At 70.6% G+C, this 22921-nt stretch carries 17 protein-coding genes and 2 rRNA genes; 18 read left to right on the top strand and 1 reads right to left on the bottom strand.

The annotated features are described in order from the left end of the window. Nucleotides 1-126 precede the first annotated feature (126 nt). From infC to pheT, 6 genes are all read left to right on the top strand, one after another. Nucleotides 127-753, top strand: coding sequence for a translation initiation factor IF-3 (gene infC / locus MTO91_RS11825; protein ID WP_073576959.1), 627 nt, complete (start codon nt 127-129; stop codon nt 751-753). A 100-nt stretch (nt 754-853) separates the two neighbouring features. Further along, a complete protein-coding gene (gene rpmI, locus MTO91_RS11830; protein ID WP_020623393.1) occupies nt 854-1048 on the top strand; it encodes a 50S ribosomal protein L35 in 195 nt (64 codons plus the stop codon). A gap of 77 nt (nt 1049-1125) precedes the next feature. Beyond that, on the top strand, nt 1126-1509 hold the full coding sequence (rplT, locus tag MTO91_RS11835; protein ID WP_020623392.1) for a 50S ribosomal protein L20: 384 nt from the start codon (nt 1126-1128) through the stop codon (nt 1507-1509). A gap of 16 nt (nt 1510-1525) precedes the next feature. After that, a complete protein-coding gene (locus tag MTO91_RS11840; protein WP_062404719.1) occupies nt 1526-2392 on the top strand; it encodes a TrmH family RNA methyltransferase in 867 nt (288 codons plus the stop codon). A 37-nt stretch (nt 2393-2429) separates the two neighbouring features. Continuing rightward, entirely contained in the window at nt 2430-3485 is a 1056-nt protein-coding gene (gene pheS / locus MTO91_RS11845; protein ID WP_226356502.1) for a phenylalanine--tRNA ligase subunit alpha, read from the top strand. Between the two features lie 38 nt (nt 3486-3523). Continuing rightward, nucleotides 3524-6031: a phenylalanine--tRNA ligase subunit beta gene (gene pheT, locus MTO91_RS11850; RefSeq protein WP_476654507.1), complete on the top strand. Its 2508-nt coding sequence runs from the start codon at nt 3524-3526 to the stop codon at nt 6029-6031. A gap of 39 nt (nt 6032-6070) precedes the next feature. On the opposite strand, the gene MTO91_RS11855 is transcribed toward pheT, so the two are convergent. After that, nucleotides 6071-6901 (bottom strand): hypothetical protein, encoded by an 831-nt coding sequence (locus MTO91_RS11855; protein WP_251786449.1) that lies wholly within the window; start codon nt 6899-6901, stop codon nt 6071-6073. A 166-nt stretch (nt 6902-7067) separates the two neighbouring features. On the opposite strand from MTO91_RS11855, the gene argC reads away from it, so the two are divergent. From argC to MTO91_RS11915, 12 genes are all read left to right on the top strand, one after another. Then, nucleotides 7068-8102 carry an N-acetyl-gamma-glutamyl-phosphate reductase gene (gene argC, locus MTO91_RS11860; protein ID WP_476654861.1) on the top strand — a complete coding sequence of 345 codons (1035 nt, stop codon included), beginning with the start codon at nt 7068-7070 and terminating at the stop codon, nt 8100-8102. Beyond that, nucleotides 8099-9271 (top strand): bifunctional glutamate N-acetyltransferase/amino-acid acetyltransferase ArgJ, encoded by a 1173-nt coding sequence (gene argJ, locus MTO91_RS11865; protein ID WP_476654508.1) that lies wholly within the window; start codon nt 8099-8101, stop codon nt 9269-9271. The genes argC and argJ overlap by 4 nt, the downstream gene beginning before the upstream one ends. A 34-nt stretch (nt 9272-9305) precedes the next feature. Beyond that, nucleotides 9306-10226 carry an acetylglutamate kinase gene (argB, locus tag MTO91_RS11870; protein WP_062404726.1) on the top strand — a complete coding sequence of 307 codons (921 nt, stop codon included), beginning with the start codon at nt 9306-9308 and terminating at the stop codon, nt 10224-10226. After that, on the top strand, nt 10223-11416 hold the full coding sequence (locus MTO91_RS11875; RefSeq protein WP_476654509.1) for an acetylornithine transaminase: 1194 nt from the start codon (nt 10223-10225) through the stop codon (nt 11414-11416). The genes argB and MTO91_RS11875 overlap by 4 nt, the downstream gene beginning before the upstream one ends. After that, nucleotides 11416-12339 (top strand): ornithine carbamoyltransferase, encoded by a 924-nt coding sequence (gene argF, locus MTO91_RS11880; RefSeq protein WP_251786452.1) that lies wholly within the window; start codon nt 11416-11418, stop codon nt 12337-12339. The genes MTO91_RS11875 and argF overlap by 1 nt, the downstream gene beginning before the upstream one ends. Beyond that, nucleotides 12332-12889, top strand: a complete 558-nt coding sequence (locus MTO91_RS11885) for an arginine repressor (RefSeq protein ID WP_062402841.1) — start codon at nt 12332-12334, stop codon at nt 12887-12889. The genes argF and MTO91_RS11885 overlap by 8 nt, the downstream gene beginning before the upstream one ends. Then, nucleotides 12886-14331 (top strand): argininosuccinate lyase, encoded by a 1446-nt coding sequence (gene argH, locus MTO91_RS11890; protein ID WP_178375044.1) that lies wholly within the window; start codon nt 12886-12888, stop codon nt 14329-14331. Before MTO91_RS11885 ends, argH begins: the two co-directional genes overlap by 4 nt. Further along, nucleotides 14328-15551 carry an aspartate aminotransferase type Ic gene (locus tag MTO91_RS11895; RefSeq protein WP_476654510.1) on the top strand — a complete coding sequence of 408 codons (1224 nt, stop codon included), beginning with the start codon at nt 14328-14330 and terminating at the stop codon, nt 15549-15551. Before argH ends, MTO91_RS11895 begins: the two co-directional genes overlap by 4 nt. A 2-nt stretch (nt 15552-15553) precedes the next feature. Further along, nucleotides 15554-16219, top strand: coding sequence for a DNA-3-methyladenine glycosylase (locus tag MTO91_RS11900; protein ID WP_476654511.1), 666 nt, complete (start codon nt 15554-15556; stop codon nt 16217-16219). A gap of 46 nt (nt 16220-16265) precedes the next feature. Then, on the top strand, nt 16266-17540 hold the full coding sequence (tyrS, locus tag MTO91_RS11905; RefSeq protein ID WP_405417484.1) for a tyrosine--tRNA ligase: 1275 nt from the start codon (nt 16266-16268) through the stop codon (nt 17538-17540). Between the two features lie 435 nt (nt 17541-17975). Further along, a 16S ribosomal RNA gene (locus MTO91_RS11910) occupies nt 17976-19495 on the top strand. Nucleotides 19496-19819: 324 nt separating this feature from the next. Further along, a 23S ribosomal RNA gene (locus MTO91_RS11915) occupies nt 19820-22902 on the top strand. Together the 16S and 23S rRNA genes form the textbook arrangement of a ribosomal RNA operon. Nucleotides 22903-22921: the final 19 nt, after the last annotated feature.

Raw genomic sequence — 22921 nt, forward strand, 5'->3', positions numbered from 1 at the left:
TGACACGTGTGTTCCGGGCGTCAAGTGGAGCCCCGCTCCCACCCGCGCCGTGATCGTAACGGTGTCCGGGTCCATGGTCCGGCTTCGCGGCGGCATTCTGTCGCGGGCCGATCAACGGGTCTTCGCTTGTCGTCGCCGGCAGCAGGTAGTAGCGACACAGCGAGTCACACAGGAGACCCCATCAGCACAGAGCCCCGCATCAACGACCGCATCCGCGTGCCCGAGGTCCGCCTCGTGGGCCCGAACGGCGAGCAGGTCGGGATCGTGCGCATCGAGGACGCCCTCAAGCTGGCCCAGGACGCCGACCTCGACCTCGTCGAGGTCGCCGGCCAGGCCCGCCCGCCGGTCTGCAAGCTCATGGACTACGGAAAGTTCAAGTACGAGAGCGCGCAGAAGGCCCGGGAGTCCCGGCGCAACCAGCAGCTCACCGTGATCAAGGAGCAGAAGCTCCGGCCGAAGATCGACAAGCACGACTACGAGACGAAGCGCGGTCACGTCATCCGCTTCCTCGAAGGCGGCAACAAGGTCAAGGTCACGATCATGTTCCGTGGTCGCGAGCAGTCGCGTCCCGAGCTGGGCTACCGCCTGCTCCAGCGCCTGGCCGAGGACATCGGTGACATGGCCGTCGTCGAGGCCGCTCCGAAACAGGACGGCCGCAACATGACGATGGTGCTGGCGCCGACCAAGAAGCCGGCGTCCCGCAAGACGACGGCGGCAGCCAGCTCCGACGCCCCGGCAGACGCCGAGGCGTGAGGTCCCGGTCCCGTGCCCGGCCGCAGCCGGGCACGGAACGGACACGCAGTACCCGCACCGACCCCCGGAACCTCGGGGGCCGACATCGAACGGATACGTCATGCCGAAGAACAAGACGCACAAGGGGACCGCGAAGCGCGTCCGCATCACCGGTGGCGGCAAGCTCATGCGCCAGCAGGCCGGGCTGCGGCACCGTCTCGAGGTCAAGTCGCGCAAGGAGAAGCGCGACCTGTCGGGCACCGTCGAGCTCGCCAAGGCCGATGTGAAGCGCGTCAAGAAGCTGCTCGGTCACTGACCTTCCGCCCCTTTCACGAACCCCGGCACGCCGCACCCCCATCGCGGTAGTGCCGGAGAAGCCCCAGGAGATACCCCATGGCACGCGTGAAGCGCTCCGTGAACGCCCAGAAGAAGCGCCGCACCACGCTGGAGTCGGCCGCCGGCTACCGCGGGCAGCGCTCGCGGCTGTACCGCAAGGCCAAGGAGCAGATGCTCCACTCGATGAACTACGCCTACCGGGACCGTCGTGCGCGCAAGGGCGACTTCCGGCAGCTGTGGATCACCCGCATCAACGCCGCGGCCCGCGCCAACGACATGACCTACAACCGGTTCATCCAGGGCCTCAAGGCCGCCGGTGTCGAGGTCGACCGCAAGAACCTCGCCGAGATCGCCGTCAGCGACCCGGCCGCCTTCGCCGCGCTCGTCGCGGTGGCGAAGGAGAACCTGCCGGTCGGCACCGAGCAGGGCTCCGCGGCCTGAGGTGACCCGAGGCGACATCGAGTCGCGCGGCGCCGGCGAGCGCTCCGCGGACTCCACGCCCGGTACCGAACGCACTCCCCGCGTTGCCGCAGCACGCAAGCTGTTGCGGCGCGCGGGGCGCGATCGGGCCGGGCGTTTCCTCGTGGAGGGCGCCCAGGCCGTCCGCGAGGCCCTCGCCGCCGTGACGGTGCACGAGCTGTTCGTCACCGCCGTCGCCGCCGAGCGCCACCCCGAGCTGGTCGAGGCCGCGGAGCGCTCCGGCGCCCGCGTGTCCCCGGTGACGGACAAGGCCGCCGCGGGTCTGTCCGAGACGGTCACCCCGCAGGGGATCGTCGCCGTCTGCGACCTGCTCGACGTCCCGGTCGCCACCGCGCTGGCCGGGGTCCCCGGATTCGTCACGGTCTGCGACGGCATCTCCGACCCCGGCAACGTCGGCACCGTGATCAGGGTCGCCGACGCGGCGGGCTGCGACGCGGTCCTCCTGGCGGGGGACACCGTCGACCCGCACAACGGCAAGGCCGTCCGGGCCTCCACCGGCAGCGTGTTCCACCTGCCGCTGGCCCGCGACCGGGACGCGCCCGCCGTCGTCGAGATGTGCCGCGCGGCCGGGCTGACCACGCTCGTCGCCGACGGGCACGGCGAGGTCGACCTGCACGACCCCGCCGTCACCCCGACCCTCGCCGGGCCCGTCGCCTGGATCCTCGGCAGCGAGGCGCACGGCCCGTCGGCCGAGGTGCACGCCGCCGCCGACCACCGGGTCCGCGTCCCGATCCACGGCCGCGCCGAGTCGCTGAACCTCGCCACCGCCGCGGCGATCTGCCTGTACGCGACGGTCGGGGCCCGCGCGGGCGTCGCCCCGCAGCTGTCCCCGGCGCGCGACTGAAACCGCCTCGCGGCCGCCCTCTACGATCGTGGGCACCATGAGTGAGAACGACACGGCGAGCCCTCTCGACCCGGATGCACTGAAGGCCGCGGTGGAGGCCGCCCGCACGGCGTTCGACGAGGCGGGCGACCTCGACGCGCTGGCCGCGGCGAAGCCCGCGCACCTCGGCGACCGCGCCCCGATCCCGATGGCCCGCCGGTCGCTCGGGCAGCTGCCCGGCCCCGAGCGCGCCGACGCCGGCAAGCGGGTCAACGCCGCCCGCGTGGAGGCCCAGGCCGCGTTCGACGCGCGCCGCGAGGTCCTGCTCGTCGAGCGCGACGCCCGGGTGCTGGCCGAGGAGGCCGTCGACGTCACGCTGCCCTGGGACCGTCGCCCGCGCGGCGCGCGCCACCCCATCACGCAGCTGTCCGAGCGGATCGCCGACATCTTCGTCGGGATGGGCTGGGAGGTCGCGGAGGGTCCCGAGGTCGAGGCGTCGTGGCTGAACTTCGACGCGCTCAACTTCGGCAAGGACCACCCCGCCCGCACCATGCAGGACACCTTCTACCTGGGTGACCCCGAGCGCGGGCAGGACTCGGGCACGGTGCTGCGCACGCACACCTCGCCGGTCCAGGTCCGGTCGCTGCTGGAGCGCGAGCTGCCGGTCTACGTGGCCTGCCCCGGCCGGACCTTCCGCACCGACGAGCTCGACGCCACCCACACCCCGGTGTTCCACCAGGTCGAGGGCCTCGCCGTCGACCGCGGGCTGACCATGGCCCACCTCAAGGGGACGCTCGACGCGTTCGCCCGCGCGGTGTTCGGCCCGGAGGCCGGCACCCGGATGCGGCCGTCGTACTTCCCGTTCACCGAGCCCTCGGCCGAGGTGGACCTGTGGTTCCCGCAGAAGAAGGGCGGCCCCGGCTGGGTCGAGTGGGGCGGTTGCGGCATGGTCAACCCCAACGTCCTGCGCGCCTGCGGCGTCGACACCGACGTCTACTCCGGTTTCGCGTTCGGCATGGGCATCGAGCGGACCCTGATGTTCCGCAACGGCATCCCGGACATGCGGGACATGGTCGAGGGCGACGTGCGCTTCTCGACCGCGTTCGGCGTCTGACCCGGCCCACCCCGCTTCCACACGAGGAGTTCTGAGCAGTGCGAGTGTCCGCGTCCTGGCTCGCCCGGCACATCGACCCGGCGGCGCTGCCCGCCGGTCCCGAGGCGATCGGCGACGCCTTCGTCCGCGTCGGGCTGGAGGTCGAGGAGATCCACCCGGCCCCCGCGGTCACCGGGCCGGTCACGGTCGCCCGGGTCGAGGAGATCGAGGAGCTCACCGGGTTCAAGAAGCCGATCCGGTACTGCCGGGTGGGCTTCGAGGGGCAGCGCCACCGCTACGTGGTGTGCGGCGCCCGCAACTTCGCGGTCGGCGACCTCGTCGTCGTCACCGAGCCGGGTGCGGTGCTGCCCGGTGACTTCGCGATCGCCCAGCGCACGACCTACGGCAAGGTCTCCGACGGCATGATCGCCTCGGCGAAGGAGCTCGGCCTCGGCGCCGAGAGCGGCGGCATCCTCGTGCTGCCGCCCGGCACCGCCGAGCCCGGCGACGACGCCCTCGACGTCCTCGGCCTGTCCGAGCCCGTCGTCGAGCTGGCCGTCACCCCGGACCGGGGCTACTGCTTCGCCGTCCGCGGTCTCGCCCGCGAGCTCGCGACCTCGCTCGACGCCGACTACACCGACCCGGTCACCCGGGTCACCGTCCCGGACACCACCGGCGACGCGTGGCCGGTGCGGCTCGCCGACACCGATGCCTGCCCGCGGTTCGTCGCCCGCCGGGTGGACGGCGTCGACCCGGCCGCGCCCAGCCCCTGGTGGATGCAGCGCGCGCTTCTCTCGGCCGGGATGCGGCCGATCTCGCTGATCGTCGACGTCACCAACTTCGTGATGCTCGACCTCGGCCAGCCGCTGCACGCCTACGACGCGACCCGCCTGACCGGCGCCATCGAGGTCCGCCGCGCGACGACGGGGGAGAAGCTGCAGACCCTCGACGGCCACACCCGTGCGCTGGACACCGACGACCTGCTCATCACCGACGACTCCGGCCCGATCGGGCTCGCCGGTGTCATGGGCGGCGCGTCCACCGAGATCCCCGCGCCGGGGGACCTCGCCGACGGCGCCCGGGTCGACGTGCTGCTGGAGGCCGCGCACTTCTCCCCACCGGTGATCGCGCGCGCCGCGCGCCGGCACAAGCTGCCCAGCGAGGCGTCCAAGCGGTTCGAGCGGGTGGTGGACCCGGCGCTGCCGCCGGTCGCGGCCGAGCGCGCCGCGCAGCTGCTCGTCGAGCTCGGCGGCGGGACCCTCGCCGACGGCCGCACCGACGCCGGCGGGGTCCCCGCCGTCGCGAGCGTGCGGATGCCGCTGTCGATGCCCGACCGTGTCGCCGGCGTCGACTACCCGCGCGGGGCCACCGTGCGCCGCCTGACCCAGGTCGGCTGCGCCGTCTCGCTGGACACCGGTGCCGGCGGCGAGGGCGTCGTCGTCGCGACCCCGCCGACCTGGCGCCCGGATCTCACCATGGCCGCCGACCTCGTGGAGGAGGTGCTGCGCCTGGAGGGCTACGACGCCATCCCCTCCGTGCTGCCCACCGCCCCGGCCGGCCGTGGTCTGACCGCCGCCCAGCGGCGCCGCCGCGCGGTGTCGCGCGCGCTGGCCGAGGCCGGCCACGTCGAGGTGCTGCCGTTCCCGTTCGTCTCCGACGCCGTCTGGGACGACCTGGGCCTGCCCGCCGACGACGAGCGCCGCCGCACCGTGGCCGTCACCAACCCGCTCGACGCCGAGCGGTCCCGGCTCACGACGACCCTGCTCCCCGGGCTGCTGGACATGCTGGTGCGCAACCGTTCCCGCGGCGCCGAGGACCTCGCGCTGTACGCGATCGCGCAGGTGGTGCAGCCGGGGGAGAGCACCCCCGCGATGCCCGACCCGGCCGTGACCGGCCGTCCGTCCGACGCCGAGTACGCCGCCCTGCGCGCCGCGCTGCCCGACCAGCCCGTCCACGTCGGGGTCGTCCTCGCCGGGAACCGCGAGCCGCGCGGCTGGTGGGGCCGGGGCCGTCCCGCCGCCTGGTCCGACGCCGTCGAGGCGGCCCGGCTGACCGGTGCCGCCGCCGGGGTGGAGCTGCGGCCGCGTCGCGCCGAGCGGGCGCCGTGGCACCCGGGCCGGTGCGCGGAGCTCGTCGTCGCGGGCACCGACACCGTCGTCGGGTACGCCGGGGAGCTGCACCCCAAGGTCGTCGAGGCGCTGGGGCTGCCGGCCCGCACCGCCGCGGCCGAGATCGACCTCGACGCGGTCCCGCTGCGGGAGAACCTGCCCGTGCCGCGGGTGTCGGCGTTCCCGCCGGTCGCCGTGGACGTCGCGCTGGTCGCCGACGAGACGGTCCCGGCCGCGGACCTCGCCGACGCGCTCACCGCGGGCGCGGGGGAGCTGCTGGAGTCGGTGCGGCTGTTCGACGTCTACACCGGCGACCAGGTCGGACAGGGCCGCCGCTCGCTGGCGTTCTCGCTGCGCCTGCGCGCCGCGGACCGCACGCTGACCAGCGAGGAGGCGAACGCCGCGCGGGACGCGGCGGTCGCCGAGGCCACCGCCCGGCACGGAGCCGCGCTGCGCTGACCCCGGTCCGCGGCGGGCCCGCGCCGGGCCACGGCCGGCTCAGCGCGGGGCCGCCGCGACGGCGGCGACCGCGGCGGCCCGCCACCGGTCGCGGGACGGTGTCCGCCCCGCGACCGCCACCGTCACCAGGTACCGGGCGGTGGCCAGCTGCAGGGTCGGCCCGGCGACGGTGTCGAGCACCGTCGCGGAGGTCCCCGCCGGGAGCCCGGTCACCGCGCTGCCGTGCCGGGCGCCGGCGACGTAGCCGGCCGGCGTGCCCCGGTTCGTCGTGTACACGTTGACCGACACCGTCACGCCGTCGGCGAGCGCGAAGCAGGCCCGGGTGCGGGTCCCGTCGGTGCGGGTGACGACGGCGTTCGTCGCCGGCGCGACCGGCGGCCCGCCCAGCAGGCCGGTCAGCGCCGCCCGGTCGAGCAGGCACTCGTCGGCCACCACGTCCGAGGTCAGCGGGGCCGGAGCGGCCGGAGAGGCGGGCCGGGCCGTGGCGCGCGCCGTACCCGGGGAGGGCCGGACCCGGCCGTCCGGGACACGGGACGCGCCGTCCCCGACCGGCACCGGCGGCACCGTGCGCGCCACACCGGCCCCGCCGTCGGGCGGACCGGACGGGACCCCGGACGGGGGCGGCACCGGGACGGGCGGGACCGTCGCCGTCGGACGGCCGTCGGTGGTCGGGGCGGCGAGCGGCCCGCTCGACAGCGGCCCCGGCACCGTGAACGACGTCGGCGGCCGTCGCGTGGGCTCCACCGGCGCCGCCCCGGACGGCGGCAGCGCGGGTCCCTGACCCGTCGGCCACGGCGTCCCGGACACGGTCGACGCGCACCCGCCGAGCAGCCCCGCGAGCACCGCCGCGACGGCCGCCGTGCGCGCCACCGACCGTCCCCGTGCGGGCGCTCCCGCGCCCGGTCCCACCCCGCGTGTCACCCGTCGCCGCACCCGCGGGAAACTAGGCGTCGCACCCGGCCGCCGGGCCGGTTCCGCACCGGCCGGTCGCGATCGTGAATCCCGATTGCATGGCTTTCCGGGGGCGTGCATACTCATCCACGTGGTACGCATCGCAGTGGCAGGAGCCAGTGGCTACGCCGGGGGAGAGCTCCTCCGGCTGCTGCTCGCACATCCCGAGGTGGAGATCGGTGCCCTCACGGCCGGCGGGAACGCGGGGACGCGTCTGGGCGAGCACCAGCCGCACCTGACCCCGCTCGCGGACCGCGTCCTGGGCGAGAGCACGGTGGAGAACCTCGCCGGACACGACGCGGTGTTCCTCGCACTCCCGCACGGCAGGTCCGCGGAGCTGGCGGCCCGGCTGGGGCCGGACACGCTCGTCGTGGACTGCGGTGCGGACCACCGCCTCACCGATCCGGCCGCCTGGGACCGCTGGTACGGCGGCGAGCACGCCGGGCACTGGCCCTACGGGCTGCCCGAGCTGCCCGGTGCCCGGGCCGCGCTGACCGGCACCCGTCGCGTCGCGGTGCCGGGCTGCTACCCGACCGGCACCAGCCTCGCGCTGGTCCCGGCCCTGGTCGCGGGCCTGGTCGCCCCTGAGGTCGTGATCACCGCGGTCACCGGCACCTCCGGCGCGGGCAAGTCGCCCAAGCCGCACCTGCTGGGCGCGGAGGTCATGGGGTCGCTGTCGGCCTACGGCGTCGGCGGCGTGCACCGGCACACCCCGGAGATCGCGCAGAACCTGTCCACCGCGCTCGGCTCTCCCGTGTCGGTGAGCTTCACCCCGGTGCTCGCGCCGCTGCCGCGCGGCATCCTCGCCTCCTGCTCCGCCCCGCTGGCCGACCCGGCGACCGACGCCGAGGCGGTCCGGGCGGTCTACGAGAAGGCCTACGCCGACGAGCCGTTCGTGCGGCTGCTGCCCGAGGGCCAGTGGCCCACCACGGCGCAGACCCTCGGCTCCAACATGGTCGCGCTGCAGGTCACCGTCGACGTCGACGCCGCCCGGCTGGTCGTCGTCTCCGCGATCGACAACCTCACCAAGGGCACTGCGGGCGGCGCCGTCCAGTGCATGAACCTGGCCCTCGGTCTGCCCGAGACCACCGGCCTGCCGACGACGGGAGTGGCGCCGTGAGCGTGACCGCAGCCCAGGGCTTCCGGGCCGCCGGGATCGCCGCCGGGATCAAGAAGTCCGGGAGGGCCGACCTGGCGCTCGTCGTCAACGACGGCCCGCGCGCCGAGGCCGCCGGGGTCTTCACCCGCAACAAGGTCAAGGCCGCCCCCGTCCTCTGGTCCCAGCAGGTGCTGACCACCGGTTCGCTGCGCGCGGTCGTCCTCAACTCCGGCGGGGCGAACGCCTGCACCGGCCCCGAGGGCTTCCAGGTCGCGCACGCCACCGCGGAGCAGGTCGCCGAGGTGGTCGGCTGCGGCGCGATCGACGTCGCCGTGTGCTCCACCGGCCTGATCGGTGAGCAGCTCCCCCGGGAGACCGTGCTGGCCGGGGTCCGGTCGGCCGCCGCGGAGCTGGCGTCCGGGCCCGAGGCCGGGTCCGCCGTCGCCGCCGCGATCATGACGACCGACACCGTCCCGAAGGAGTCCGCGGTGACCGACCCGGCGGGCTGGACCGTCGGGGGCACCACCAAGGGCGCCGGGATGATCTCCCCGTCGATGGCGACCATGCTCAGCGTGCTCACCACCGACGCCGTCCTCGACCGGGCGACGCTCGACGCCGCGCTGCGCGAGGCGGTCCGCTACAGCTTCGACCGGCTCGACGTCGACGGCTCGATGTCCACCAACGACACCGTGCTGGTGCTGGCCTCCGGCGCGTCCGGCGTCGAGGCCGACCCGGCGGTGTTCACCGCCGCGCTCACCCGCGTGTGCCGCGACCTCGCCGAGCAGATGCAGGCCGACGCCGAGGGCGTCACCAAGCGGATCACCGTGCGGGTCACCGGCGCCGCCTCCGAGGACGACGCGGTCACCGTCGCCCGCACGATCGCCCGCGACTCCCTGGTCAAGACCGCGATGTTCGGGTCCGACCCGAACTGGGGCCGGGTCGCGGCCTCCGCCGGGTACGCCGACGCCGAGATCGACCCCGAGCGCCTCGACGTCACGATCAACGGCGTGCTGCTGTGCAAGGGCGCCGTCGTCGCCGGGGACCGGGCCGACTGCGACCTGTCCGGGAAGGACGTGCTGATCGAGGTCGAGCTGGGCCTGTCCGGTGGGGCCGACGGGCACACCGCCGAGATCCGGACCACCGACCTGTCGCACGCCTACGTGGAGGAGAACAGTGCCTACTCCTCCTGAGCCGATCGCCCCGGACGCGCTGCCGCAGCCGCAGATCGCGCCGTCCCCGGAGACCCCGGCCCGGCTGAAGCGGGCGGGGGAGAAGGCCGGTGTGCTCGCCGAGGCGCTGCCCTGGCTGCAGCGCTTCCACGGCCGGATCGTCGTCGTCAAGTACGGCGGCAACGCCATGATCGACGACGAGCTGAAGCAGGCCTTCGCCCGGGACATGGTGTTCCTGCGGCTCGCGGGCATCCACCCGGTCGTCGTGCACGGCGGCGGGCCGCAGATCTCGGCGATGCTGAAGCGGCTCGGCATGCCCGGCGAGTTCCGCGGCGGCCTGCGCGTCACCACCCCGGAGACGATGGAGATCGTCCGGATGGTGCTGTTCGGCCAGGTCGGGCGCGAGCTCGTCGGGCTGATCAACGCCCACGGGCCGCTCGCCGTCGGCCTGTCCGGGGAGGACGCGGGCCTGTTCACGGCCGAGAAGCGGACCGCGCTGGTCGGGGGCGAGCCCGTCGACATCGGCCTGGTCGGTGACGTCACGAAGGTCAACCCGGACGCGGTGCTGGACATCATCGCGGCGGGTCGCATCCCGGTCGTCGCCGGGATCGCGCCGGACGCCGACGGCCAGGTCCACAACATCAACGCCGACAGCGCCGCCGCGGCGCTCGCCGGCGCGCTGGACGCCGCGAAGCTCGTGGTGCTCACCGACGTCGAGGGGCTCTACGCGAACTACCCCGACCCGGAGTCGATCATCACCTCGCTGACCGCGGACCAGCTCGAGCCGATGCTGCCCCGCCTGGAGAGCGGCATGGCCCCGAAGATGGAGGCCTGCCTGCGCGCCGTGCGGTCGGGCGTCGGCCAGGCCCACGTGATCGACGGGCGGGTGCCGCACTCGGTCCTGCTCGAGGTGTTCACGCACGAAGGCGTCGGCACCATGGTGCTGCCGGACGCCACAGCTGGGGGAACGACATGACCACGCACGCGCAGCGGTGGCAGGCCGCACTGATGAACAACTACGGCACCCCGCCGCTGACCCTGGTCCGCGGCGAGGGCGCCCGCGTCTGGGACGCCGAGGGTCGCGCGTACCTGGACCTCTACTCCGGGATCGCGGTCAACGCGCTCGGACACGCGCACCCGGCCGTCGTCGAGGCGGTGTCCGAGCAGGTCCGCACCCTGGGCCACACCTCGAACTTCTTCATCACCGAGCCCGCGCTGCAGCTCGCCGAGCGGCTGCAGGCACTGCTCGGCCGCGACGACGCCCGGACCCTGCTCTGCAACTCCGGCACCGAGGCCAACGAGGCCGCCTTCAAGATCGCCCGCCGGACCGGCCGGCCGGAGATCGTCGCCTGCGAGGGCGCGTTCCACGGCCGCACGATGGGTGCGCTCGCGCTGACCGGGCAGCCCGCCAAGCGTGCCCCGTTCGAGCCGATGCCCGCCGGGGTGACCCACATCCCGTTCGGTGACGCCGCCGCACTCGACGCCGCCGTCACCGAACGGACCGCCGCGGTGTTCCTGGAGCCGATCCTCGGCGAGGCCGGGGTGATCGTGCCGCCCGAGGGGTACCTGGCGCAGGCCCGTCGGATCACCGCCGAGCGCGGCGCGCTGCTGGTCCTCGACGAGGTGCAGACCGGCATCGGCCGTACCGGATACTGGTTCGCCCACCAGGCGCACGGCATCGTCCCCGACGTGATCACCCTGGCCAAGGGCCTCGGCGGCGGTCTCCCGATCGGGGCCTGCGTCGGGTTCGGCGACGCCGCAGCCCTGCTCGAGCCCGGCCAGCACGGCACCACCTTCGGCGGCAACCCGGTGTCGTGCGCCGCGGCGCTCGCCGTCCTCGACACGGTCGCCGCCGGGGGGCTGCTCGCCCACGTCGACCGGCTCGGCAAGGAGATCCGCAGCCGGATCGAGGGATTCGGCCACCCCCTGGTCGGCGACGTCTCCGGCGCCGGTCTGCACATCGGCGTCGGCCTCACCGAGCCGGTCGCCGCCCAGGCCGCCGCGGCCGCGCGCGACGCCGGGATCCTGGTGAACAACGCCACCCCGGACCGGCTGCGGCTGGCCCCGGCCCTGACCCTGACCGACGACGAGGCCGAGGAGTTCCTGACGGCGCTGCCCGCCGTCCTCGACGCGGCCGCCGCCCAGCACGAGGGGCAGGGGAACTGATGGTCCGCCACCTGCTCCGCGACGACGACCTGACCCCGGCCGAGCAGGCCGAGGTCCTCGACCTCGCCGACCGGCTCAAGGCCGACCCGTTCGCCGAGCGCCCGCTCGCCGGGCCGCGCGCCGTGGGGGTCGTGTTCGACAAGTCCTCCACCCGTACCCGGGTGTCGTTCGAGGCCGGGATCACCCAGCTCGGCGGCACCGCGATCATCCTCGACGGCACCACCAGCCAGCTGGGGCGCGGCGAGACGATCTCCGACACCTCCCGGGTGCTGTCGCGCTACGTCGACGCGATCGTGTGGCGCACCAGCGGCCAGGAGCGGATCCGGGAGATGGCCGGCGCGGCGACCGTGCCGGTCGTCAACGCGCTCACCGACCTGTTCCACCCGTGCCAGATCCTGGCGGACCTGCAGACCGTGCGGGAGCGGTTCGGCCGCCTCGCCGGGCTCACCCTGACCTACCTCGGCGACGGCGCGAACAACATCGCCCACTCGCTGCTGCTCGGCGGGGCCACCGCCGGGCTGCACGTCCGGATCGCCGCACCCGCCGGGTTCACCCCCGACGACGACGTGCTGCGCGATGCGAAGACCCGGGCCGAGCAGACCGGGGGATCGGTCACGCTCGTCGCGGACCCGGTCGCCGCCGTCGACGGCGCCCAGGTCGTCGTCACCGACACCTGGACCTCGATGGGCCAGGAGGACGACGGGCTGGACCGGGTGGCGCCGTTCCGGCCCTACCAGGTGAACGCCGCGCTGCTGGAGCGCGCCGCACCGGACGCGATCGTGCTGCACTGCCTGCCCGCCCACCGGGGCGACGAGATCACCGACGAGGTCCTCGACGGCCCCGCCAGCGCCGTCTGGGACGAGGCCGAGAACCGGTTGCACGCGCAGAAGGCGCTGCTCACCTGGCTCCTGCGGCATGGGTGAGGCGGACCGCGACCGCAGGAACCCGGTGAGCCGGGCCAGCCGGCAGGCGGCCGTCATCGACGTGGTCTGGAACTACGAGCTGAGCAGCCAGGTGGAGATCATCGGGTTGCTCCACGAGCGGCACGGCATCGAGACGACCCAGGCCACGCTCTCGCGAGACCTGGACGAACTGGGCGCGGTGAAGCTCCGCGGCGCGGACGGCGGGCAGCCGGTCTACCGCATCCCCGAGGACGGCAGCCCCGTGCGCGGGGTCGAGGGCGGCACCGGGCGGGTCGCCCGGTTGCTGGGGGAGCTGCTCGTGTCCGCCGACGCGAGTGGGAACCTGGCGGTCCTGCGGACCCCGCCGGGCGCGGCGCACTACCTCGCGAGCGCACTCGACCGGGCCGCACTGCACGACGTCGTCGGCACCATCGCCGGCGACGACACGGTCATCGTCGTCGCCCGCGAGCCCCTCACCGGGGCGGAGCTGGCCGAACGGCTGCAGGACCTGCCCCGGAGGGCCCACGCGGCCGCCGGGACGCACGACGAACGAGAAGGAGACCCGACATGACCGACGCGGACCCCCGACAGGGCGCGGTCGCCGGTGGCGGAGCGCTGTGGGGTGGCCGGTTCGCGTCCGGTCCGGCCGACGCGCTCGCGGCGCTGTCGAAGTCCACCCACTTCGACTGGGCACTGGCCCCCTACGACATCCGCGGCTCGAAGGCGCACGCCCGGGTCCTGCACCGCGCCGGTCTGCTGACCGACGAGGAGCTGTCGGGGATGCACAAGGCGCTCGACGAGCTCGCCGCCGACGTCGCCTCCGGGGCGTTCGGCCCCGACCCGGGCGACGAGGACGTGCACACCGCGCTGGAGCGCGGCCTCATCGAGCGGGCCGGTGCCGACCTGGGCGGCAAGCTGCGGGCCGGTCGCTCGCGCAACGACCAGGTCGCCACCCAGTTCCGGATGTGGCTGCGCGACGCCACGCGACGGGTCGGCTCCGGTGTGCTCGACGTCGTCGACGCCCTCGTCGCCCAGGCGCAGGCCCACCCCGGCGCGCCGATGCCCGGCCGCACCCACCTGCAGCACGCCCAGCCGGTGCTGCTCGGCCACCAGCTGGCCGCGCACGCCCAGGCCCTGCTGCGCGACGTCGACCGGCTCGCCGACTGGGACCGGCGCAGCGCCTGGTCGCCCTACGGCTCCGGCGCGCTCGCCGGGTCCTCGCTCGGGCTCGACCCGGAGGCCGTCGCCGCCGAGCTCGGCTTCACCGGGTCCTCGGCCAACTCGATCGACGGGACCGCCTCGCGGGACTTCGCCGCCGAGGCCGCGTTCGTCCTCGCGATGATCGGCGTCGACCTGTCGCGGCTGTCGGAGGAGATCATCCTCTGGGCGACGGCCGAGTTCGGCTACGTCACCCTCGACGACGCGTTCTCCACCGGCAGCTCGATCATGCCGCAGAAGAAGAACCCCGACGTCGCCGAGCTGGCCCGCGGCAAGTCCGGCCGGCTCGTCGGCAACCTCGCCGGGCTCATGACCACCCTCAAGGGGCTCCCGCTGGCCTACAACCGGGACCTCCAGGAGGACAAGGAGCCGCTGTTCGACTCCGTCGCGCAGCTGGAGCTCCTGCTCCCCGCGGTCGCCGGGATGGTGGCCACCCTGACCTTCCACACCGGGCGGCTCGCCGAGCTGGCCCCGGCCGGGTTCACCCTCGCCACCGACGTCGCCGAGTGGCTCGTCCGGCAGGGCGTCCCGTTCCGCGTGGCGCACGAGGCCGCGGGCGGCTGCGTCCGCGCCGCCGAGGCTCGCGGCGTCGGGCTGGAGGACCTGACCGACGCCGAGCTGGCCGCCGTGCACCCGGCACTCGACCCGAGTGTCCGCGACGTACTGACCGTGGAAGGCTCCATCGCGTCGCGGAACGCGCGCGGTGGGACGGCCGGCGACCGGGTCGCCGAGCAGCTCACCGACCTGCGTACCGCGGTCGCAGCAGCGCGAGAGTTCACCGGAGGAACCGCATGACCGACCCTGCCGCAGCCTACGAGGAGCTCAAGGCCGCCGGCCTGAAGCTCGACCTGACGCGGGGCAAGCCGTCCGCGCAGCAGCTGGACCTGTCCCACGAGCTGCTCGGTCTGCCGGGCGCGGGACAGTTCCGCGCGGCCGACGGCACCGACACCCGCAACTACGGCGGCGGCCAGGGTCTGCCCGAGCTGCGGGAGATCTTCGCGCCGTCGCTGCAGGTCCCGGTCGGGCAGCTGGTGGCATCGAACAACTCCAGCCTGGAGCTGATGCACGACACGCTCGTGCACGCGTTGCTGACCGCGCTGCCCGGCGCCCCGACCCGCTGGGTCGACGCCGGCCGGGTCGCGTTCATCGCCCCGGTCCCCGGCTACGACCGCCACTACGGCGTGTGCGAGCGGCTCGGGATCGACCTGGTCACCGTCCCGATGACCGCGGACGGCCCCGACATGGACGAGGTCGAGCGGCTCGTCGCCGAGGACCCGTCGATCAAGGGCATCTGGTGCGTGCCGAAGTACTCGAACCCCGACGGGGTCGTCTACTCCGACGAGGTCGTGCGCCGGCTGGCCACCATGCCGACGGCCGCGCCGGACTTCCGGATCATGTGGGACAACGCCTACGCGGTGCACCACCTGACCATCGAGGAGGTCGAGATCGCCGACGTCCTCACCCTGGCCGCCGACGCGGGCAACGCGGACCGCCCGTTCGTCTTCGGGTCCACCTCCAAGATCACCCTCGCCGGTGCGGGCGTCGCGTTCTTCGGTGCCTCGCCGGCGAACGTCGACTGGTGGCTGAAGCTGGCGTCGAAGAAGACGATCGGCCCGGACAAGGTCAACCACCTGCGGCACGCGCTGTTCCTCAAGGACGCCGCCGGGCTGCGGGCGCACATGGCCGCCCACCGCGAGCTGATCGCGCCGAAGTTCGCCGCGGTCGATCGGCTGCTGACCGAGGCGTTCTCCGATGTCGAGGGCGTGTCCTGGACCAAGCCCCGGGGCGGCTACTTCGTGAGCCTGACCGTCCCGGACGGCCTCGCCTCGGAGGTCGTGCGGCTGGCGAAGGAGGCGGGCGTCGTCCTGACCCCGGCCGGTGCGACGCACCCCTACGGCAAGGACCCGCAGGACGCGACCATCCGCCTCGCCCCGACCCTGCCCCCGCTCGACGAGGTCGAGAAGGCCATGGCCGGTGTCGTGACCTGCGTGCAGCTGGCGCTCGCGCGCCGCTGACGGTGGACGACCACACGGCGGGGCCCGGCCGGGACGACCGGCCGGGCCCCGCCGGTCTGCTGGACCGGTCCGCCCTGGCCGTCGACGTCCTGCCCGCCGCACGACGCCTGCTCGGCTGCGTCCTCGAGGCCGACACCCCCGACGGCACCGTCGCGGTGCGCCTCGTCGAGGTGGAGGCCTACCGGGGCCGCGACGACCCCGCGTCGCACTGCTACCGCGGCCGGACCCCGCGCAACGCGGTGATGTTCGGCCCACCCGGGCACCTGTACGTCTACTTCGTCTACGGCATGCACTTCTGCGCGAACGTCTCGTGCCTGTCCGACGGCGAGCCGGGCGCGGTACTGCTGCGCGCCGGGGAGCTGCTCACCGACCCGGGGGTGGCCCGGGAGCGCCGGCCCACCGCCCGTCGGGATGCGGACCTGGCCCGCGGGCCCGCGCGCCTCGCCGCGCTCCTCGGGCTGCGCCGTGAGGACGACGGGACCGACGTCACCGACCCTGTCTCCCGGGTGCGGCTGCGCGCCGGGGCCCCGGTCGCCCCGGAGCTCGTCCGGACCGGCCCCCGGGTGGGCGTCGCCGCGGCGGCCGAGCTGCCGTGGCGCCACTGGGTCGACGGCTCACCGGCGGTCAGTCCGTACCGGGCCGGGACGCGCCGTCGTCGCAGCGCCTGAGGCACCCGCGTGCACGGGCCGCGGCGGCCCGACCAAGATGGGCACCGTGGGTACCGACATCCTCGACGACCTGGAGTGGCGCGGCCTGATCGCGCAGAGCACCGACCGCGACGCGCTCGCGAAGGAACTCGCCGCCGACGACCCGGTGTCGATCTATGCGGGCTTCGACCCGACCGCGTCGAGCCTGCACGCCGGGCACCTGATCCCGATGCTGACCCTGCGTCGCTTCCAGGAGGCCGGGCACCGTCCGGTCATCCTCGCGGGCGGGGCGACCGGGATGATCGGGGACCCGCGCGACGTGGGGGAGCGGACGCTCAACGACGCCTCGACCGTGGCCGACTGGACGGTGCTCATCCGGGGTCAGCTGGAGCGGTTCGTGTCCTTCGACGACGGGCCGACCGGCGCCGTCGCCGTCAACAACCTGGACTGGACCGGGCAGCAGACGGTCCTGGAGTTCCTGCGCGATCTCGGCAAGCACTTCCCGGTCAGCACGATGATCTCGCGGGACACGGTGAAGCGCCGCCTCGCCGGCGACGGGATGTCCTACACCGAGTTCAGCTACCTGCTGCTCCAGGCCCAGGACTACCTGCACCTGTACCGCGAGCTCGGGGTGCGGCTTCAGATCGGCGGCTCCGACCAGTGGGGCAACATCGTCGGCGGTGTCGACCTCGTCCGGCGGGTGACCGGCGACCACGTCCACGCGTTGACGCTGCAGCTGGTCACCGACTCCGAGGGCCGCAAGTTCGGCAAGTCCACCGGGGGCGGCAACGTCTGGCTCGACCCGGAGCGCACCTCGCCGTACGCCTGGTACCAGTACTTCGTGAACGTCGCCGACGCCGACGCGATCACCTACCTCAAGCTGTTCACCTTCCTCGACCGCGCCGAGATCGAGGCACTGGAGACCGAGCTCGCCGAGAAGCCGCATCTGCGTGGCGCGCAGCGACGTCTCGCCGCCGAGCTGACGACGCTGGTGCACGGCGAGGAGCAGACGAAGCAGGTGACGACGGCGAGCCAGGCCCTGTTCGGCCGCGCGGAGCTCACCGACCTGGACGCGGCCACCCTCGGTGCTGCGCTCGCCGAGGTGCCGACGGCCGACGCAGGCCCGGCCGACACGATCGTCGACCTGCTCGTCGCCACCGGTCTGACCGACAGCAAGGGAGCCGCGCGCCGCGCCGTGAAGGAGGGCGGGGCGTACGTCAACAACGTCAAGGTCGTCGACGAGGAGTGGGTCCCGGGTGCCGGGGACGTCCTCGACGGCGGCTGGCTGGTGGTGCGGCGGGGGAAGCGCAACCTGGCCGGTGTGCGGGTCGGATCGGCATGATCGGCCGCTGACCTGCGGAAACGCTGAACAGGTACCCCCCTGTGAATCGCCTCCGGGCAGTCCTGTAACTTTCTCGTTGTCGCCAGGACGGGACGGACGAGAGCGAGACCGGCCGAGAGGCCAGGGACGCTGATCCGGCCCGGAGGCGACGGCCCACGAACTCCATCTCGGTGGAGATCCGGCCGCCCGGAGTAAGGCTTGACGCTGCTCTCCGGTACACGTAGCATAAGAGAGTTGCCTCCTAGCGAGGACGACTCTGGCGCCCCGGGGCGACGGTCATCAGGCCCGGTCCTCGAGTGCGGGTGTCTTTTGAGAACTCAACAGTGTGTCGAGCTATTTTGATTCGGTTTGGCGTTTTGTGCCAAATTGTTTGTTTGGTTGCAGCATTCGATCCCGTCGGGTGTTGTGGCTAGTTGTTTGTTGCAAGTCAGGGTTTTGTTGGAGAGTTTGATCCTGGCTCAGGACGAACGCTGGCGGCGTGCTTAACACATGCAAGTCGAGCGGTAAGGCCCTTTCGGGGGTACACGAGCGGCGAACGGGTGAGTAACACGTGGGTGACCTGCCCTCCACTCTGGGATAAGCCCGGGAAACTGGGTCTAATACCGGATAGGACCACTGATCGCATGGTTGGTGGTGGAAAGTTTTTTCGGTGGGGGATGGGCCCGCGGCCTATCAGCTTGTTGGTGGGGTGATGGCCTACCAAGGCGGTGACGGGTAGCCGGCCTGAGAGGGCGACCGGCCACACTGGGACTGAGACACGGCCCAGACTCCTACGGGAGGCAGCAGTGGGGAATATTGCGCAATGGGCGGAAGCCTGACGCAGCGACGCCGCGTGGGGGATGACGGCCTTCGGGTTGTAAACCTCTTTCGCCAGGGACGAAGAGCGATTGACGGTACCTGGAGAAGAAGCACCGGCCAACTACGTGCCAGCAGCCGCGGTAACACGTAGGGTGCGAGCGTTGTCCGGAATTATTGGGCGTAAAGAGCTCGTAGGCGGTGTGTCGCGTCGGCCGTGAAAACTTGGGGCTTAACTCTGAGCGTGCGGTCGATACGGGCATCACTTGAGTTCGGCAGGGGAGACTGGAATTCCTGGTGTAGCGGTGAAATGCGCAGATATCAGGAGGAACACCGGTGGCGAAGGCGGGTCTCTGGGCCGATACTGACGCTGAGGAGCGAAAGCGTGGGGAGCGAACAGGATTAGATACCCTGGTAGTCCACGCCGTAAACGTTGGGCGCTAGGTGTGGGGACCATTCCACGGTTTCTGTGCCGCAGCTAACGCATTAAGCGCCCCGCCTGGGGAGTACGGCCGCAAGGCTAAAACTCAAAGGAATTGACGGGGGCCCGCACAAGCGGCGGAGCATGTGGATTAATTCGATGCAACGCGAAGAACCTTACCTGGGTTTGACATGCACCAGACATCCCTAGAGATAGGGCTTCCCTTGTGGTTGGTGTGCAGGTGGTGCATGGCTGTCGTCAGCTCGTGTCGTGAGATGTTGGGTTAAGTCCCGCAACGAGCGCAACCCTTGTTCCATGTTGCCAGCACGTAATGGTGGGGACTCATGGGAGACTGCCGGGGTCAACTCGGAGGAAGGTGGGGATGACGTCAAGTCATCATGCCCCTTATGTCCAGGGCTTCACACATGCTACAATGGCTCATACAGAGGGCTGCGAGACCGTGAGGTGGAGCGAATCCCTTAAAGTGAGTCTCAGTTCGGATCGGGGTCTGCAACTCGACCCCGTGAAGTTGGAGTCGCTAGTAATCGCAGATCAGCAACGCTGCGGTGAATACGTTCCCGGGCCTTGTACACACCGCCCGTCACGTCACGAAAGTTGGTAACACCCGAAGCCGGCGGCCCAACCCTTGTGGAGGGAGCTGTCGAAGGTGGGACTGGCGATTGGGACGAAGTCGTAACAAGGTAGCCGTACCGGAAGGTGCGGCTGGATCACCTCCTTTCTAAGGAGTCCCATCATGTGATGGGGCGCCACGATGCTCTGTGAGTTGTGCTCATGGTGAGTCTGTGGTTCCTTCATTGAATCGCATTTGCGGCCTCGTTCGTGGGTCGGGTGCGTTGGGTGGAACGCAGTACGTCGGACCGTTTGGCTTGGCACACTGTTGGGTCCTGAGAGGACATCCTGTGGTTCTTCGGAGCTGGGGTTGTTTTCTTTGGCCGCTCTGGTTGAGAGCTTCCTAACGCCTGCGTGTGTGGGTGGTGGTTGTTTCTTGGTCTGGTGTGGTTGTGGGTTGAGTGTTGCATAGTGGATGCGAGCATCTTGTTGTGGTCAAGTTGTTAAGAGCACATGGTGGATGCCTGGGCATCAGGAGCCGATGAAGGACGTGGGAGGCCGCGATAGGCCTCGGGGAGCTGTCAACCGAGCTGTGATCCGAGGGTGTCCGAATGGGGAAACCCAGCGCCCGTCATGGGGCGTTACCCGTACCTGAATTCATAGGGTGCGTGGAGGGAACGTGGGGAAGTGAAACATCTCAGTACCCACAGGAAGAGAAAACAATAGTGATTCCGTGAGTAGTGGCGAGCGAAAGCGGAAGAGGCTAAACCGTGTCCGTGTCAAGCCGGCAGGCGTTGCGGGTGCGGGGTTGTGAGACGTGTCGTTCATCTTCTGCCGAGGGTGGGACAGCAAGTGCCTGTGTTAGCGGAACGACTCTGGGATGGTCGGCCGTAGTGGGTGATAGCCCCGTACGCGAAAACACTGGGTTCTGTTGTGGGCGTGTTCTCGAGTAGCAGCGAGCCCGTGAAATTCGCTGTGAATCTGGCGGGACCACCCGTCAAGCCTAAATACTACCTGATGACCGATAGCGGACAAGTACCGTGAGGGAAAGGTGAAAAGTACCCCGGGAGGGGAGTGAAATAGTACCTGAAACCGTGTGCTTACAAGCCGTCAGAGCCTTTCGGGGTGATGGCGTGCCTTTTGAAGAATGAGCCTGCGAGTTATGCTTCGTGGCGAGGTTAACCTGTGTGGGGTAGCCGTAGCGAAAGCGAGTCCGAATAGGGCGTCTGAGTCGCGGGGTGTAGACCCGAAGCGGAGTGATCTACCCATGGCCAGGGTGAAGCGTCGGTAAGACGTCGTGGAGGCCCGAACCCACCAGGGTTGAAAACCTGGGGGATGAGCTGTGGGTAGGGGTGAAAGGCCAATCAAACTTCGTGATAGCTGGTTCTCCCCGAAATGCATTTAGGTGCAGCGTCGTGTGTTTCTCACCGGAGGTAGAGCACTGGATGGCCTAGGGGGCCGACAAGCTTACCGAAGTCAGCCAAACTCCGAATGCCGGTGAGTGAGAGCGCGGCAGTGAGACTGCGGGGGATAAGCTTCGTGGTCGAGAGGGAAACAGCCCAGATCACCGGCTAAGGCCCCTAAGCGTGCGCTAAGTGGGAAAGGATGTGGGATCGCCCGGACAACCAGGAGGTTGGCTTAGAAGCAGCCACCCTTGAAAGAGTGCGTAATAGCTCACTGGTCAAGTGGTCCTGCGCCGACAATGTAGCGGGGCTCAAGCGCACCGCCGAAGCCGTGGCAATGACACTTAGGTGTTGTTGGGTAGGGGAGCGTCCTGCATCTGGTGAAGCCCGGGAGTGATTTACGGGTGGAGGGTGTGGGAGTGAGAATGCAGGCATGAGTAGCGAATGCAGAGTGAGAATCTCTGCCGCCGGATGACCAAGGGTTCCTGGGCCAGGTTGTTCCGCCCAGGGTGAGCCGGGACCTAAGGCGAGGCCGTCAGGCGTAGTCGATGGACAACGGGTTGATATTCCCGTGCTCGTGATAGTGCGTCCATGCCGAGGCTGGTGATGCTAACCATCCGAACCCACCTTCGTTCCTTCGGGAGTGTTGTTTGTGGGGGAGCGTGGGATCCGATCTGGTAGTAGGCAAGTGATGGGGTGACGCAGGAGGGTAGCTCCGCCACGCGGTGGTTGTCGTGGTGTAAGCCTGTAGCCCGAGTCCTAGGTAAATCCGGGGCTCATTTAAGGGTGAGAGGTGATGCGTAGCCGATTGAGGCGAAGAGGGTGATCCCATGCTGTCGAGAAAAGCCTCTAGCGAGTGCTGTTGCGGCCCGTACCCCAAACCGACACAGGTGGTCAGGTAGAGAATACCGAGGCGATCGAGCGAACTGTGGTTAAGGAATTCGGCAAAATACCTCCGTAACTTCGGGAGAAGGAGGGCCGGTTGTCTTGAGGCTCCTTGCGGGCTAGGGACGGCCGGTCGCAGAGACCAGGCCCAAGCGACTGTTTACTAAAAACACAGGTCCGTGCGAAGTCGCAAGACGATGTATACGGACTGACGCCTGCCCGGTGCTGGAACGTTAAGAGGACCTGTTAGCTCTTCGGGGCGAAGCGGAGAATTTAAGCGCCAGTAAACGGCGGTGGTAACTATAACCATCCTAAGGTAGCGAAATTCCTTGTCGGGTAAGTTCCGACCTGCACGAATGGCGTAACGACTTGGGCGCTGTCTCGACCACAGACTCGGCGAAATTGCACTACGAGTAAAGATGCTCGTTACGCGCGGCAGGACGGAAAGACCCCGGGACCTTTACTATAGCTTGGTATTGGTGCTCGGTTCGGCTTGTGTAGGATAGGTGGGAGACTGTGAAATCGCCACGCCAGTGGTGGTGGAGTCGTTGTTGAAATACCACTCTGGTCGAATTGGGTGTCTTAACCTCGGGCCATGATCTGGTTCAGGGACAGTGCCTGGTGGGTAGTTTAACTGGGGCGGTTGCCTCCCAAAGAGTAACGGAGGCGCCCAAAGGTTCCCTCAGCCTGGTTGGCAATCAGGTGTTGAGTGTAAGTGCACAAGGGAGCTTGACTGTGAGACTGACGGGTCGAGCAGGGACGAAAGTCGGGACTAGTGATCCGGCACCACCTTGTGGAAGGGGTGTCGCTCAACGGATAAAAGGTACCCCGGGGATAACAGGCTGATCTTGCCCAAGAGTCCATATCGACGGCATGGTTTGGCACCTCGATGTCGGCTCGTCGCATCCTGGGGCTGGAGTAGGTCCCAAGGGTTGGGCTGTTCGCCCATTAAAGCGGTACGCGAGCTGGGTTTAGAACGTCGTGAGACAGTTCGGTCCCTATCCGCCGCGCGCGTTGGAGACTTGAGGAAGGCTGTCCCTAGTACGAGAGGACCGGGACGGACGAACCTCTGGTGTGCCAGTTGTCCCGCCAGGGGCACGGCTGGTTGGCTATGTTCGGGAGGGATAACCGCTGAAGGCATCTAAGCGGGAAGCCTGTTCCAAGATGAGGTCTCCCACCACCTTCGAGTGGGTAAGGCTCCCAGTAGATGACTGGGTTGATAGGCCGGAGATGGAAGCCCTGTGAGGGGTGGAGTTGACCGGTACTAATAGGCCGAGGGCTTGCCACAACGAGTTGTTCGCATCCAC

This window comes from Pseudonocardia sp. 2-7, assembly GCF_056341085.1.